The sequence below is a fragment of the Cellulophaga sp. F20128 genome (genome assembly GCF_023015805.1).
Lineage (GTDB): Bacteria > Bacteroidota > Bacteroidia > Flavobacteriales > Flavobacteriaceae > Cellulophaga.
The window spans coordinates 198,204-214,373 of sequence record NZ_JALKBA010000007.1 but is presented as its reverse complement, the minus strand read 5'-3'; the positions used below and the strand labels follow the sequence as shown (position 1 = coordinate 214,373).

Below are 16,170 nucleotides of genomic sequence, written 5' to 3'. Positions count from 1 at the left end.
TCAGGGAGGTCTGAGTTTAAATTCAATGTGGTATCATTACCAACATCTGAATTGTTTAAAATATCAATACCTCCAGCAGTTGTACCTACTGTTATTCTATAACCCGTTGCATCAGTAACAGTATTCCAACTTAGATCCGTATCCACGGCCATATTTATAGCACCGTTTAAAGGGTCGCTTAGGCTGGTGCAATTTGGAAGTGGTGCATTTGTGGGCCTGGTTCTAAAACTTTCTTCTGTGCAATTTGTAGCATCACCAACTTCATTATAGGGGATAATAGTTACGTAATGTGTTCTGTTTTCTCTTAAATCACTTGGGAAACTGTAGGTAGTAAAATTTCCAACGTCTATATTGTTTGCTACTTCTATTCCATTTTGTGTAGTTCCTACGATTACGAGATACCCAGTAGCACCATCCACCGCATTCCAGCTGATATCCGTGTCTAGAGCTATATTTGTAGCTCCATGAAGTGGACTAGTAAGATTAGTACAAGCAGGCGGAACAGGTATTAATTCTGTTGTAAAACTTTCTTCTGTACATCCAGTGGCATCACCCAATTCGTTATAGGGTATAACCGTGATATATAGGGTAGTATCCTCTGGTAGATTAGTGGTAAAATCATAGATTGTTGCACTGCCTACATCTTCGTTATTTAAAATATCTGTACCGCCAGTTGTGGTCCCTACGGTAATTTTATATCCATCTGCTTCAGGAACAGGACTCCATTCCAAATCAGTATCAATAGGGACATCAATTGCTCCATTTAAAGGAATGCTTAGGTTTGTACATGCTGGTACTGCAGCTGGATTTCCAGAAACTATGGTAAAGCTTTCTTCTGTACAACCAACAGCATCACCTTCGTCATTAAAAGGTGTAAGTGTAACATAAACGGTATCACCGTCAGAAAACTCAGAAGCAAACTCATAAAAAGTATCGTTTACCGTTTCATTATTAACAATGATTGTGTTTCCGGGTTCTACACGAACCGTTACATAGTAACCTCTGGCAAAAAGTGCAGGTTCCCAACTTAAATTTGTATTTATAGGAATGTCAGTATCACCATTTAAGGGTGCGTTAAGTTGCGTACATTCAGGAACTGGACAGTCTAAAATATCATCGGTAATGCTCCATCCAAAATTGGCTATCATCGCTTGTCTTTCCTCTAAGGCATCACAATATGGCAAGCCTTCTGCCCCTAAATTGATACCCGTTGATAAGGTTTGCTCGGACCAGGCAATTAACGTATTGTCATAATTCTCTCTAATAAGAGCCGTATTGTCTAACATATCATTCATGTTAGAAACATTGCTTACATTCCAATCTCCAAAATATTGGTTTAATACAGTTGCGTTTTCAAACATAGAACGCATACTTACATTGCCAATATTCCAACGATTAAAGCTTTGATCATAACTACTAGCATTTTGAAACATTCGATCCATGTTTTCTACGCCAGCAACACGCCAATTGTTAAGGGTTTGGTTAAATGCAGTAGCGTTATTAAACATATCTTGCATAGTGGTTACCTTTCTTACATTCCAACCATCAATACTACCGTTAAATGCTGTAGCATTGTTAAACATACTTTGCATTGTTATAACAGAGGCAACATTCCAAGAGTTTAAAGGTTGGTTAAATGAGGTTGCATCTTTAAACATAGACTCCATAGTATACACAAATGAAGTATCCCAATTTTCTATTGGTTGGTCAAAAGCGGAAGCTTCAGTAAACATTTCTTTCATAGTAACAACTTCACCTGTATCCCAATTAGCTAAAGGTTCATTAAAGCTTATCGCTTCATTAAACATACGTTCCATGGTTGTTACAACCGCAACATTCCAATTATTTATGTTTTGATTAAAAACTAGAGCACCTTCAAAGGTAGAATTCATTAAGGTGACAGAGCTTACATCCCAACTGTTTAAGGGTTGGTTAAATAAAACAGCCTCTTGAAAGGTAGAAGACATATTGGCAACAGCACTAACATCCCAGGCATCTATTGGCTGGTTAAATACTTCTGCATTTCTAAACATAGAAGACATATTTACAACCGAGTTAACATTCCAGTTGTTTAATGGCTGGTTAAAAGCTGTAGCCCTTGAAAACATATAACTTGTATTTATCACATTGGTGACATCCCAGCTATTTATATTTTGGTTAAATGTTGAGGCGCCCGCAAACATGGCGTTCATATGTATGGCAGATGATACATCCCAATTATTTAAAGGTTGATTAAAACTTATGGCACCGTCAAACATGGAGGCCATATCCGTTACTTTTCCAACATTCCAACTATTTAAGGGCTGGTTAAAGTCAACACATCGATCAAACATAGAATTCATATTGACTACATTGCTTACATCCCAATTATCTAATGGTTGATTGAATATTAGATTCGTGATATAGCCGTTGAACATTTCGGCCATATTGGTAACATTACTTACATCCCAACTATTTAAAGGTTGGTTAAAACCAACAGCTCTTTCAAACATATCAGACATATTGGTAACACTACTCACATCCCAATTGTTTAAAGGTTGATTAAATACAACCGCTTGCTCAAACATTCTAGACATGGTTGTAACACTACTTACATCCCAAATTTCAATGGGTTGATTAAACTTTTTTGTACCGAGAAACATTCCCCGCATATTCGTTACATTACTGACGTCCCAACCATCTAGAGGTTCATTGTATTCTAAAGTTGAGATGAATAAGAATGACATATCTGTTACATTACTTACATCCCAATTATTTATGTTTGCGGTAAAGCTGCTTGCAGCACCAAACATACTGCTCATGTTTGTTACTGTTGATAAGTCTGGAATATCTGTTGCATTATAGGTCATTGTCTGGCAATAATAAAAAGCTTGTCGCATGGATTTCCATTCTTGTGTACCCCATTGATCAATTGACACTAGTTTGTTATTATCCCTATTTGGTGAAGAGTAGTAGTGTGAAGGGTAATTTCCTATAATTGAAACCGTGTATATTCCTGGCGTTGTATAGCTATGGGTTAGGCCACTGGTTACGTTGTTGTTAAACTGGTGGTCTCCCCAATCAATAGAAAAGTTATATTCAGAAGAATAAGTAGAATTAATTTCAAGACTAAGTTGACTGTCAGCTGAAGAGTTGCTATTCAAAATTCTTGTATCAATGGTTAAGATAAAGGCATCTGGACTATTGATCCAAGTATCTACAATTGTGAAACTTATTTCACTACAGTCTGTTGCAGGTCCTTCAGCATTATAGGGTATTACTGTTGCATAGACAATATCCCCAGCAACAAAATCACTCGTAAAATCTACACCAACAACATTGCCAACATCTTCATTGTTTGCAATTACAATAGTGCTGCCTGATCTTACTGCCCTTACGTTTATTCGGTATCCTGTAGCGTTTGGTGCCGGAGCCCATCGAAGATCAAAATTTGCAGGAACATTAGTATCTCCATCTAAGGGAGAAGAAATTGTGGTGCATAAAACAAAAGGACAGTTGATGATATCCGCTGTAAAGCTCCAATTGTGGTTGTCAATCAAGTTTTGTCTTGCCACTCTGCCGTCACAGTAGTTTAGGTTTGTAGCACCCAATGTAATATCGTCTTGTACCGTTTGGGTTTCCCATCCTATTAACGTATTGTCGTAATTTTCTTGAGACATTCCGCTATTGGAAAGCATAAATGTCATGTTTGTAACATTAGAAATGTCCCATAATGCCAAGTTTTGATTAAAACCAGCGGCATTCAAAAACATCGAATTCATTGAGGTGGCTGCTGTTGTAGTCCAATTGCTTATATCTTGATTAAAATTGGATTCCCCAAACATTTTTTCAAAAGAAGTAACACTGCTTACATCCCAATTATTAAGAGGTTGGTTAAAAACAGAAGCTGTAAAAAACATAGCAGTCAGGTCCGTAACAGAAGAAACATTCCAGCTATTTATGTTTTGGTTAAAGACGTGAGCTTCCTGAAACATTGCATTCATAGTAGTGACATTACTGACATCCCATGCGCTTATATCTTGGTTAAATTTTAGAGTCTCTTGAAACATTCCTAGCATGTTTGTAACATTACCTACATCCCAATTGCTAATGTCTTGGTTAAAGTCAGAATTCTCCCGAAACATGTATTTCATATTTGTGACTTTACTTACATCCCAATTGTCTAGCGGCTGATTATAGATGGCTCCCCAAATCCAAGCATCAAACATACTTTCCATAGAAGTTACATTGCTAACATTCCAACTGTTTAGAGGGTGATTGTACGTTCGGTGTCTGTGAAACATAAAAGACATATCGGTCACCTGAGACACATCCCAATTGTTTAATGGGTAGTTAAATTTAGCTTCTCTAAACATAGCTGACATTGTGGTGATGTTACTTACATTCCAGCCATTAATATCTTGATTAAAGCTAGAGCCTTGAAACATGCTAGCTGTGTTGGTTACATTGCTGAGGATCCAATTATTCAAAGGTTTGTCAAATGCCCCAGTGTATCTAAACGCTCCAAACATATTAGTAACCTGCGAAACATCCCAGTTGTTAATGTTTTGATTAAAGTTGCTTGCTTCTGAAAATAGAAATTCCATTGTATTTACCGAAGCGGTGTTCCAATTGTCTAGCGGCTCATTAAATAGTCTAGCCTTATGAAATGTATATGACATATCGGTAACGCCAGCCGTGTTCCAATTGTCTAGAGGTCTATTGAAAATTTCTGTCTCGTAAAAAAGTCCAGAAATATCAGTGATGTTACTCACATCCCAATTATTTACAATACCATTGAAGGCTGTACAGCCCCTAAACATATTCTTTAGACTGGTTACTTGGGATAAATCTGGAGAATCAATGGCATCAAAATTTAAATTAATACAACCATAAAAAGCATTTTCCATAGTTTGCCATGGTATAATACCCCAATTTAATATTTCTATAATTTTAGCTTTATCCCCTGCATTGTTAAAGTAAATGGAAGGGAAATCGCCACTAATGGATACGGTATACGTTCCAGAAGTTGCATATGAATGTGTAATGTCTCCAGTTATATTGGAATCGGTGTTTCCGTCTCCCCAGTCTACGGTATAATTATAAGTAAAGCTAGGAGCTGTAGGTATGGTTATCTCATTATTTGCAGAAACTCCCGGGTTACTTGTAACCCATGTGGTTGTAAAAGATTGACCAAAAGAAGTAAAACTTGCAAATAAAACGAATACAGTGAAAATATTTTTTAGCATAATAAGGTTCAGTGTTATAGATAAATGAATATCTATGTCAAATATGATGATGAATCGCAGTTCATGAAATTATTTGTTGTGAACCTGTGTAATTGTAGTGTTAACACTACGAATTAGTAGATGTGCCTACTCGTTTACTCCTTAAAATTTAAAGGGAAATCGTTACTTTGAGGATAGCTAAAGCCCACGAATACTATGAATTAGAATGCAGGAAGAAAGAATAATTAGGAGGTGTAGTCGTGTTTTTTGACAGGGATTTTAACCAAAAAAAACCCCTAAAAAAAAGGGGTTTTAAAGTTTAATTTTTAGAATAAATTTTATCCATTTTGTCTCTGATTTCTTTTAAGCATAGATTGCCTAAACTACCTTCATGGGTATGCTTGATGTCTTTTTTTGGACTAAATGTTCCTTCGTTTATTTCTTGCCCCATTTTTTTATAAGCATCCCTAAATGGTATTCCGCTTAAAACGAGTTCATTTAAGGTGTCCACACTAAACAAATAATCATACTTTGGGTCATCTAAAATAGTTTCGTTTACGCGAACTTCTTTTAAACTAAATGTTAGTATTTCAATACATGCTTTTAGATCTTGAATGGCAGGTACAATTACTTCTTTTACCAACTGTAAATCTCTATGATAGCCACTTGGCAAATTGTTAGTTATTAAAATTAACTGATTAGGAATAGCTTGTAATTTATTGCATTTGCCTCGTACAAGTTCAAAAACATCTGGATTTTTTTTATGAGGCATTATACTACTCCCCGTGGTTAATTCATCAGGGAAAGAAATAAAACTAAAATTCTGACTCATGTACAAGCAAATGTCCATTGCCATTTTAGATAGGGTAGAAGCAATAGCACTCATGCCAAAAGCAGTAGCCTTCTCTACTTTTCCACGACCCATTTGGGCAGCAACTACATTGAATTTTTGGGTTTCAAAACCCATTTCTTCTGTAGTAAAACTTCTGTCTATGGGAAAAGAACTTCCATAGCCAGCAGCACTTCCTAGAGGGTTTTGATCGGCAACCTTATAGGCTGCATCAATAAAATACAAATCGTCTATTAAACTTTCTGCATAGGCAGAAAACCAAAGACCAAAAGAAGAAGGCATCGCTATTTGTAAATGGGTGTAGCCCGGTAAGAGTACCGTTTTGTATTTGTCGGCTAAATTTAAAAGCAAATCAAAAAGTACTTTAACCTCAGATTTAATTTCTGTAAGTTCATTCTTTAGGTACAAATGCATGGCAACTAAAACTTGATCGTTTCTAGAACGTGCGGTATGTATTTTTTTACCCGTATCACCTAGTTTTTCGGTTAATACAAATTCAATTTTGGAATGCATATCCTCAAAATTATCTTCAATGATAAAAGTTCCTTTTGCTATAGATTTGGCAATTTCATTTAATTCTTTTACCAAGGCATTGGTCTCATCTTGGGTAAGCAGCCCAATCTTGCCTAACATTTTGGCGTGTGCCTTGGAGGCTATGACATCATATTTTGCTAATAATAGGTCTAATTCCCTATCATTTCCAACGGTAAAATGATCTATTTTTTTATCCGTGCTAAATCCTTTGTCCCAGAGTTTCATTTTTTTTATTTAATAGTTAGATATGAGTATTGAGTATTGAGGGATTTGTACTAATGGTTAATCCCTTAATATTTAAATCTATTTTAAAAATCCATTTAATATTTTAATATACAAATCTATTCCTTCTTCTATCTCATTTACATAAATAAATTCATCTGCAGAATGAGATCTAGTACTGTCTCCAGGGCCTAATTTTAAAGACTGACAGCTTAGTGCCGCTTGGTCTGATAATGTTGGAGAACCATATGTTTCTCTGCCCAAGGCAATGCCAGCCTGTACTAAAGGATGGTTTTTGTCTATAGCTGATGAATTTAAATTTAAACCACGGGCTGTCATTTTACAAGGAGCTTCATTTTGTAGCATTTCCGCAATTTCCGGGTTTGTATATTTATCATTGACCCTTACATCAATGACCAAATCTACTTTGGCTGGCACTACATTATGTTGCTTGCCAGCGTTTATCTGTGTAACCGTTAGTTTTACTTTCCCTAACACTTCAGATACCTTGGAGAACGAATAATTTTTAAACCATTCCAATACTTTTATAGTGTTGTATATAGAATTGTCATTGTTGGGGTGTGCTGCATGTGAAGGAGTGCCTTTTACTTCTGCGTCAAAAACAATTAATCCTTTTTCGGCAATTGCAAGCTGCATAAGTGTTGGTTCCCCAACGATAGCAACGTCTATTTTTGGCAAACTTGGTAGTAAACCTCGCAAGCTGTTTGGACCAGCCGATTCTTCTTCCATAGATGCAACCATTAGGAGGTTGTGGCTGAGGTTTTGCACTGCATAGTAATGGGTGAATGTCGCTATTAGCGATACCAAACAACCACCGGCATCATTACTTCCCAATCCATATAATTTACCATTTTCGATATGTGGGAGAAAAGGATCTTTGGTGTAAGCCGAATTTGGTTTTACGGTATCGTGATGAGAGTTTAACAAGAGTGTTGGTTTGTTGTCATCCCAGTATTTGCTTTTGGCGTAAACGTTGTTATTGTCTCTTGTAAATGGAATGTTAAAACTGGCAAACCATTTTTCAATTGCATCTGCCGTTTTATCTTCTTCGGATGAAAAAGATTGAATGGAGATTAATTGTTTTAATAAAGCTATTGCTTTCTCAGTAAGCTGTTTTTGTTCCATTTTATAAGGTTATGGTTGTGTGTAAAGTGGCTTTTTCGTCTAGCATTGAAATATCTCCTATGCATACTTTAGCAACTTTTTTGTGCAAAGCATTAAAGCAATTTTCCAATTTAGGAAGCATGCCGTCTGCAATTATATTTTTATCTAAAAGCTCTTGATAGGTATTGGTGTTAATGTGTGTAACCACCGAATCTTCGTTCGCTATATCTCGTAAAACACCTTTCTTTTCAAAGCAATAATACAAGGTAGTTTCGTACATATTGCTCATTCCTATTGCAATTTCAGAAGCAATTGTATCTGCGTTGGTGTTTAATAATTGTCCTTTTTTATTATGACTAATAGCGCAAAATACTGGCGTCCATTGGCAATCAAGGATTTTAGTTAGTGCATCAGAATTTACGGAAGTAATATCACCTACAAAACCAAAATCTACTTCGCCAATTGGGCGTTTGTTAGCTTGTATAAGATTGGCGTCTGCACCACTAAGTCCAATTGCGTTACAATCTAAGGACTGCAATTCGGCAACAATATTTTTGTTGGCTAAGCCACCATACACCATCGTTATTAATTCTAAACTTTGAGCATCTGTGATACGTCTTCCATTTACTAATTTTGATTGAATCCCCAGCTTTTTCCCTAGTTCTGTTGCTAGTTTACCACCACCATGAACTAATATTTTAGGCCCGGGTATTTTTGAAAAAGCTTGCAGAAACTTGGTGAGTTCTTGCTTGTTTTCAATAACATTTCCTCCAATTTTTATAATCGACAGCTTCTGTTTCATTTGACAATGCTTTCTAATATTTTTTTCAATACTATTTGAGCGGCATAGGTTCTGTTATTGGCTTGTTCAATAACTAAAGATTGGTTGCTATCCAATACTTCATCGGCAACAATCATATTTCTTCGCACAGGTAAACAATGCATAAATTTGGCACTACCTAGCTTGTCTAAAGTTACCGTCCAATCTTTGTCTTGGTTAAGTACCTTACCGTAATCCTGATAGTTACTCCAGTTTTTTACATACACAAAATCTGCATTTTCAAAAGCTTTATCTTGATCATTCTCTATGGTAATTCCTTTAGTAATAGCCGGATTTAACTCATATCCCTTAGGATGCGTAATAACAAACTCTGCCTCTTGCAATTGCATCATTTCAATAAAAGAATTGGCAACAGCATGGGGTAATGCTTTGGGATGTGGGGCCCAAGAAAGCACAACTTTTGGTTTTGGCTTGGATTTTTGTTCCGATAAAGTGATGGCATCGGCTAGCGCTTGTAAGGGGTGTCCAACGGAGCTTTCCATATTTAAAATGGGTACTGTTGCATATTTTCTAAAGCTCGTTAAAACAATTTCAGCTTCATCTTGTTCTTTGTCTGTTAAATCTGCAAATGCCCTAATACCAATAATATCACAATATTGAGAAACAACTTGCGCAGCTTCTTTTACATGTTCAGATTTACCTTGATTCATTATGGTGCCATCTTCGTATTCTAGCGCCCAACCTTCACTGCCAAAGTTCATTACAATCACATCCATACCTAGATTAATTGCTGCTTTTTGCGTACTTAATCGTGTGCGTAGGCTATTGTTAAAGAATAAAAGACCAATTGTTTTTCCTTCCCCTAAGGTTTTAAATTGCTTGGGGTTTTCTTTTAAGGCTTTGGCTTCTTCTACCCACTTGGGAAGAGATTCTATGTCTTTTACAGAGAGGTAATTTGTCATTTTTATTAGTTTAATTCTGCTTTTAAAGCATCAAAAAATAAATCAATTTGAGAGGTTGTAATGTTTAATGCCGGTAAAATACGCAACAAGGTTTTGTCTTTTGCGCCACCCGTAAATACAAATTGGTTGTAAATAAGCTTTTTTCTAAGTTCACCTACTTCAAAATCAAATTGTAGACCTAGCATTAAGCCCCGCCCTTTTACTTTTTTGATTTGTGGTATTGTCGCTGCTTTTTCAACAAAATACAAATACATTTTGGCAGCGTTACGTACCAAATCTTCTTGTTCTATAACTTCAAGCACAGCTAAAGATGCTGCACAAGCCAAGTGATTGCCGCCAAATGTAGTTCCTAAAAGTCCGTAAGAGGCTCTTATTTCTTCTTGTATTAATACGCCACCAACAGGGAAACCGTTCCCCATACCTTTGGCAATTGTAATAATATCAGGTTTTATGTCGTGGTGTTGAAAACCAAAGAATTTTCCGGTTCTTCCGTAGCCAGATTGTACCTCATCTGCTATTAGTACCACATTGTTTTCTTTGCATAAACTAGCAATTGCCTGATAGAATTCTGTTGTGGGCTCGTCTAAACCCCCAACTCCTTGTATCGCTTCTAAAATAACCGCACAAACATCACCTTTTTCAATTTCTCCTTGAAAAGATTTTAAATGGTTAAATTCTAAAAAAGTAACTTTTTGTTGTTTGTTTATTGGGGCATTTATGGCTTCGTTGTCCGTTGCTGCAACAGCAGCAGATGTTCTGCCATGAAATCCGTTTTTAAAGGCAATTACTCGTGATTTATTGGTGTGAAAGGAGGCGAGTTTCAATGCATTTTCATTGGCTTCTGCTCCAGAATTGCACATGAATAAATTATAATCATAACATTTAGATTGCTCCACCAATTTTTCGGCCAACTCCCCTTGCAATGGGTTTTGTATAGCATTGCTGTAAAATCCAATTAAATCTAATTGTTCTTTAATTCTGCGCACGTAATGCGGATGCGCATGCCCTATGGAAATAACGGCATGTCCTCCATAAAAATCTAAATATTCTTGTCCTTTGTCATCAACAATCTTAATGCCTTTCGCTGAGACTGGAGTTACATTATATAATGGGTAAACGTCAAATAAATTCATGGTTAGTTTTTTACTTTAATATCATTTATTTTATCAAACGAAGCTACAATTCCTCTAATCAAAGAAGAACTTAATCCTTGGTGTTCCATTTCATTTAAACCTTTAATGGTACAGCCCATAGGCGTAGTAACTCTGTCTATTTCTTCCTCGGGGTGGTTGCCAGATTCTATAAGCAAACTAGCGGCACCGTTACAAGTGTACATGGCTAATTCTTGTGCCTCTGTAGAATCGAACCCTAATTGTATTGCACCTTGTGTAGTGGCGCGTATTAAGCGCATCCAAAATGCAATTCCGCTTGCGCAAATTACCGTGGCAGCTTGCATTTGACTTTCGGGAATTTCTAAGGAATGTCCCATTCTATTAAAAATAGCTTTGGCCAATTCGATTCGTTTTTTCCCTGCTACATTACTACAGATACAGGTCATGGATTTTCCAACAGAAATAGCGGTGTTGGGCATACTTCTAATTATAAAAGTCTCCTTCCCTACAATAGATTCAATTTTTTGAATATTAAAGCCTGTAATGGTAGAAATAACAATGTGTTTTTCAGTAAGTAAATCTTTAATGTCATTTAAAATTGTTTCAAAATGATTGGGTTGTACGGCAAAAATTAAAATATCAGAGTTTTTAACGGCTTCCCTATTATCTGAGGTAACGGTTACATTACCGTAATTTTCATATTTTTTGATGCTTTCTGTATTCCTTTTTGTCAAATACATGGTTGTAGCACCATTAGAATTTAAAATTCCGTTAGCTATGGATAAACCTAAATTTCCTGTACCTATAATGGCTAGTTTCATAATAGTATGGTTTGTTTTTTAGTAAATCCCTCATGGAGGGTTTAATTTGTCGAGGCTTGCCTCTAAACATTAAAATCGTTTTCAGATGAACGCCTCCTGGGTGTATCCCAATGTTTTTGATGGATGCGTTTAAAATCCTCCTGCTTTTAGATTTAGGCCTTCGGTTTCCTTAAAGCCAAACATTAAATTCATATTTTGAACCGCCTGTCCGGATGCTCCTTTTAAAAGGTTGTCAATAGCCGATGTTATTAATAGTTTGTTGTTGTGCTTGTGTAAATGAATGTGACACTGATTGGTATTAACTACTTGTTTTAAATGAATTGCTTCATCGGAAACATTGGTAAATTTAGCGTCGGCATAAAAGTCCTTATACAATTTTATAGCATCTTCTAAGCTACCGTTGTAATTGGTGTATGCAGTTGCAAAAATACCTCTGGCAAAATTCCCTCTCTGAGGAAGAAATAATAGTTCTCCTACAGTGTTATTGTAAGCATTAAGGCTTTCGCCTATTTCACCTAAATGTTGGTGCGTAAAAGGTTTGTACCAAGAAACGTTGTTGTTTCGCCAGCTAAAGTGTGTCGTGTCTGATGGTTTTACTCCAGCACCCGTACTCCCGGTAACCGCATTAATATGTACTTCATTTTCTAGTGTATTTGCCTTAGCTAAAGGAAGCAATGCCAGCTGAATGGCTGTAGCAAAACAGCCAGGGTTGGCTATATAATTGGCAGTTTTTATGGCAGGGGTATTGGTTTCGGGTAAGCCATAAATAAATTCTTTTCCGTTTAAAACAGCATCATTTTTCAGCCTAAAATCATTGCTTAAATCAATAATTTTAGTATTTGCTGAGAAGGAATTTTGATTTAAAAATGTCGTAGAATTGCCATGACCCAAACACAAAAAAACAACATCAACGTTCAGATTAACATCGGCTGTAAACGCAAGCTCCGTTTGTCCTAATAAATCAGGATGTGCTGTCGTTATTTTTTTACCGGCTCTGGTAGTACTGTATATAAATTCTATGTTTGCTTTAGAATGATTTAACAGTAGCCTAATAAGCTCACCTCCCGTATAGCCAGATCCTCCAATAATACCAATAGTAATCATTATTCTTTATTTACGTGATTGTATATTTTTCCTGAATTAGATAGAATTTTAATAAATCCTTTGGCATCGTCTGCACTCCATCCTTCGTTCATTTCTCCATAACTACCAAAAGAGGCGTTCATAAGGTCATGTTTAGAAGAAATTCCATTTAGTTCAAATCTGTAGGGATGCAGGCTTACAAAAACATCACCAGATACATTTTTCTGTGTATCGGTTAAAAAGACTTCAATGTTTCGCATTACTTCATCCAGATAGTTGCCTTCGTGCAACAACATTCCATAGAAATTACCCTGTTGTTCTTTTTGAAATTGTTGCCATTTGCTAAGCGTGTGTTTTTCTAGTAAATGGTGTGCTTTAATTATAATTAAAGATGCAGCAGCTTCAAATCCTACCCTGCCTTTAATACCAATGATGGTGTCACCAACATGAATATCCCTGCCTATTGCATATTTAGACGCAAGGTCATTTAATGCTGTAATATTGTTTATTGCGCTATCTTTTTCATCATTGATGGCTACCAATTCTCCCTTGTTAAAGGTTAGTTTAATATCAATGGGGTTTCTTTCTTGTAATTGACTTGGGTATGCAGTGTCTGGCAACGGAAGATTAGAGGTTAATGTTTCATCACCTCCTACCGATGTTCCCCAAAGTCCTTTGTTGATCGAGTATTTTGCTTTTTCCCATGGATAATCTACACCGTTCTCTTTTAGGTAAGCAATTTCTACCTCTCTAGATAGTTTGTTATCTCTAATTGGAGTTATGATTTCTATTTCTGGAGCGATGATTTGAAAAATCATATCAAACCTTACTTGATCATTTCCGGCCCCAGTACTACCGTGTGCAATATATTTTGCGCCTATTTTTTTGGCGTGGTTTACAATTTCAATAGCTTGTACAATACGTTCAGCACTTACCGATAAGGGGTAGGTGTTGTTTTTTAATACATTCCCAAAAATTAAAAATTTTACAACCTTGTCATAAAAGGTCTGTACAGCATTGATAGAAGTATAGGAAGTTGCCCCTAATTCTAAAGCTTTCTTTTTAATGTTGGCAATCTCATTTTTTGAAAAACCACCGGTATTTACGCTTACCGCGTGTACATCAAAACCTTTGTCTTTCGATAAATATTTTGCGCAATACGAAGTGTCTAGTCCTCCACTGTATGCTAAAACTAATTTACTCATTTTTCTTTTTCTTTTTTAAGAACAACTGTTCTTTTATGTTTTTTAATCTTTTAAAAACCTTACTATCTACCTCCTTTTTAGGAACTTCTTTTTTCTTGGCAGCAGCGTCAAATAACATCCCCGTACACAGACACATTTTTTGTTCTGTCCGCGTTAAAACATCAAAATTTTTGCAAGTTTGGCAACCCTTCCAAAATTCAGGGTCTGTAGTGAGCTCAGAAAAGGTAACAGGTTTGTATCCCAATTCATAATTCATCTTCATTACAGCCAAGCCCGTAGTGATACCAAAAATCTTGGCCTCCGGAAATTTTTCTCTTGACAGTTCAAAAATGCGTTCTTTTATTTTTTTGGCAAGCCCTTGATTTCTATAATCAGGATGAACTATAAGCCCAGAATTTGCAACAAATTTATTGTGATCCCATACTTCTATATAGCAAAATCCTGCAAATTTTTCTCCATCCAATGCAATAATGGCATTTCCATTTTGCAATCGTTTTTGAATGTATTCAGGTGTACGCTTGGCAATACCTGTTCCACGTACTTTTGCAGATTCTGTAATAGTATCTGAAATTATTTGCGCAAATTTAAAATGCGATTCGTTAGCAATAACAATTTTCATTGAATTTTGCTTTAATGTTAGTGTATAGTATTTTTTTTTAAATGCGGAAATGGACTCACCTAATTCCATAATAGAAGTTTGTACCCTTACGGGCGACGGCGTATGGGAGTAAACGCAGTTGTGGGTGTAGAAACCCTATAACTAGATAATATGTTTGTGTTGTTACTCATTAGCAAGCCAAATGTACAAATAAAATTTTAGTAACCTAGTGGGCAGCCATGTTTTTTGGGAATAGTGAATTTTGCCTTTTTAATCTGAGTATTTCGTAAATCATAAATCCAAATACTGAAATATATTCAATAGATAATATCCCCAAATGCTCGGTATAGTTGGGATTGGCGTATGCCCAATAACTTAAAAATACGGCAGAAGACCATACAATGGCAAACCTAAATTTTGTAAATACACTTAATAAGACAACAAATATCACATACCAAGGGTGTACTGTTGTAGATATAAAATAATAAATGCATAAAACCCATAACATGGAAGTGAAAAGTCCGGTTATTTTTTTGTTTTTGGTTAAAAATGAAAAAATGAGAACGACGCCTATGGTAATATAAGGCGATATTTTTCCAAAAGCTTTAATGGTTTCCCAGTTTTTGCTGCCATTTAACTCAGCTAGCTTTTTAACGATATTATAAAAGCTAGAATTAAACTCAAAATTTGAAAACCATAAGCCTATGGTTTGGGAATAGTTTAAAATAAATTCTTTAGAAATAAATGGGAGAAATATAACAACTAAGGTTGCTCCCACAAGTACGTAAAATAGGATCGTTTTTTTTAAACCAAAATGCCTTAAAAAAAGAGGTAGAAATAATAAGGGTACTAATTTTACTGCAATTGAGAAGGCAAAAATAGGTGCCGACAGACGCCATTTTTTTTCTGTTATCAAATACATAGCCCATATAAAGAAAAATAACATAACTCCTTCAAAATGAAGGTTTCCAGATAATTCAATTATAATTAAGGGGTTTAAGAAATACCAAAAGATAAGGTGCGATGATTTGTTTAATTTCACCAATAGTTTTTTTCCAAAATAAAGAATGCCAATATCTGCAGCAAGGATAAATAATTTCATTGTTAAGATGCCTCCAAACATACTTTTTCCTGAAAAAAGGGCTGCAAGGCCAAATATTAGCTGGTTTAAAGGAGGGTAGTTGCTATAGTTTTTTGCGCTTATTTCTCCCATACCACCATACAGTTGTGCTGCATTTTCAATAATGATTTTGCCTTCTTGCATGATATAGTCGGGCGTATAGAGGTAGGGGTTTATGCCTTGGGCAAGCAATTCTCCATCCCAAATAAAGCGGTAAAAATCTTGGGAGAGCATGGGTTCCGTAAATAGGAAGACTACTCTAAAGAGTATCCCCGCGGCTAATAATAATTTAAAGTTCCATTTTTCGAACTGAATTAATTTATAGCACAGGTAGAATAGGGCGGCGGATAAACTAATGAGTTTTAGGAAATTGGTCCGATCTAAATGGTACGCAAAGGTATAGTAGAATGCGAAACTAAGTACAAGCAGTACTAAAGGAATCTTGTGTAATCTCCAATACGATAATATTTTAGGTAACATTACAATAGTGCTATTTATTACGAAGAACAGTAAAAATTAGTAAGGATGCAATATCGAGAACTATTTTTTA

11 protein-coding genes are annotated in these 16,170 nt (G+C 35.8%); all 11 read right to left on the bottom strand.

Annotation, left to right across the window (positions count from 1 at the left end; genetic code table 11):
- Positions 1–5,228, bottom strand: a 5,228-nt coding sequence (locus MWU65_RS09395) for a BspA family leucine-rich repeat surface protein (protein WP_247077283.1), incomplete at its 3' end; no start/stop codon positions are given.
- Between the two features lie 298 nt (positions 5,229–5,526).
- Positions 5,527–6,816, bottom strand: coding sequence for an argininosuccinate lyase (argH, locus tag MWU65_RS09390; protein ID WP_247077281.1), 1,290 nt, complete (start codon positions 6,814–6,816; stop codon positions 5,527–5,529).
- Between the two features lie 78 nt (positions 6,817–6,894).
- Positions 6,895–7,959, bottom strand: coding sequence for a M20 family metallo-hydrolase (locus tag MWU65_RS09385; RefSeq protein ID WP_247077279.1), 1,065 nt, complete (start codon positions 7,957–7,959; stop codon positions 6,895–6,897).
- Between the two features lies 1 nt (position 7,960).
- The gene (argB, locus tag MWU65_RS09380) at positions 7,961–8,740 is read right to left on the bottom strand and encodes an acetylglutamate kinase (protein WP_247077277.1); all 780 of its coding nucleotides are present in this window, start codon (positions 8,738–8,740) and stop codon (positions 7,961–7,963) included.
- Positions 8,737–9,681, bottom strand: a complete 945-nt coding sequence (locus tag MWU65_RS09375; protein ID WP_247077276.1) for an acetylornithine carbamoyltransferase — start codon at positions 9,679–9,681, stop codon at positions 8,737–8,739. Before MWU65_RS09375 ends, argB begins: the two co-directional genes overlap by 4 nt.
- 5 nt (positions 9,682–9,686) lie before the next feature.
- Positions 9,687–10,814 carry an aminotransferase class III-fold pyridoxal phosphate-dependent enzyme gene (locus MWU65_RS09370; protein ID WP_247077275.1) on the bottom strand — a complete coding sequence of 376 codons (1,128 nt, stop codon included), beginning with the start codon at positions 10,812–10,814 and terminating at the stop codon, positions 9,687–9,689.
- 2 nt (positions 10,815–10,816) lie between these two features.
- Positions 10,817–11,614 (bottom strand): pyrroline-5-carboxylate reductase, encoded by a 798-nt coding sequence (gene proC / locus MWU65_RS09365; protein ID WP_247077274.1) that lies wholly within the window; start codon positions 11,612–11,614, stop codon positions 10,817–10,819.
- 129 nt (positions 11,615–11,743) lie between these two features.
- Positions 11,744–12,718: an N-acetyl-gamma-glutamyl-phosphate reductase gene (argC, locus tag MWU65_RS09360; RefSeq protein ID WP_247077273.1), complete on the bottom strand. Its 975-nt coding sequence runs from the start codon at positions 12,716–12,718 to the stop codon at positions 11,744–11,746.
- The gene (locus MWU65_RS09355) at positions 12,718–13,902 is read right to left on the bottom strand and encodes an argininosuccinate synthase domain-containing protein (RefSeq protein WP_247077272.1); all 1,185 of its coding nucleotides are present in this window, start codon (positions 13,900–13,902) and stop codon (positions 12,718–12,720) included. The genes argC and MWU65_RS09355 overlap by 1 nt, the downstream gene beginning before the upstream one ends.
- A complete protein-coding gene (locus MWU65_RS09350) occupies positions 13,895–14,521 on the bottom strand; it encodes a GNAT family N-acetyltransferase (protein ID WP_247077270.1) in 627 nt (208 codons plus the stop codon). The genes MWU65_RS09355 and MWU65_RS09350 overlap by 8 nt, the downstream gene beginning before the upstream one ends.
- A 205-nt stretch (positions 14,522–14,726) precedes the next feature.
- Positions 14,727–16,100 (bottom strand): mannosyltransferase, encoded by a 1,374-nt coding sequence (locus MWU65_RS09345; RefSeq protein WP_247077268.1) that lies wholly within the window; start codon positions 16,098–16,100, stop codon positions 14,727–14,729.
- Between the last annotated feature and the right edge of the window lie 70 nt (positions 16,101–16,170).

Coding starts and splice junctions, on each gene's coding strand:
- argH (WP_247077281.1), bottom strand. CDS start 6,816: ATGAAACTCTGGGACAAAGGATTTAGCACGGATAAAAAAATAGATCAT.
- MWU65_RS09385 (WP_247077279.1), bottom strand. CDS start 7,959: ATGGAACAAAAACAGCTTACTGAGAAAGCAATAGCTTTATTAAAACAA.
- argB (WP_247077277.1), bottom strand. CDS start 8,740: ATGAAACAGAAGCTGTCGATTATAAAAATTGGAGGAAATGTTATTGAA.
- MWU65_RS09375 (WP_247077276.1), bottom strand. CDS start 9,681: ATGACAAATTACCTCTCTGTAAAAGACATAGAATCTCTTCCCAAGTGG.
- MWU65_RS09370 (WP_247077275.1), bottom strand. CDS start 10,814: ATGAATTTATTTGACGTTTACCCATTATATAATGTAACTCCAGTCTCA.
- proC (WP_247077274.1), bottom strand. CDS start 11,614: ATGAAACTAGCCATTATAGGTACAGGAAATTTAGGTTTATCCATAGCT.
- argC (WP_247077273.1), bottom strand. CDS start 12,718: ATGATTACTATTGGTATTATTGGAGGATCTGGCTATACGGGAGGTGAG.
- MWU65_RS09355 (WP_247077272.1), bottom strand. CDS start 13,902: ATGAGTAAATTAGTTTTAGCATACAGTGGAGGACTAGACACTTCGTAT.
- MWU65_RS09350 (WP_247077270.1), bottom strand. CDS start 14,521: ATGAAAATTGTTATTGCTAACGAATCGCATTTTAAATTTGCGCAAATA.
- MWU65_RS09345 (WP_247077268.1), bottom strand. CDS start 16,100: ATGTTACCTAAAATATTATCGTATTGGAGATTACACAAGATTCCTTTA.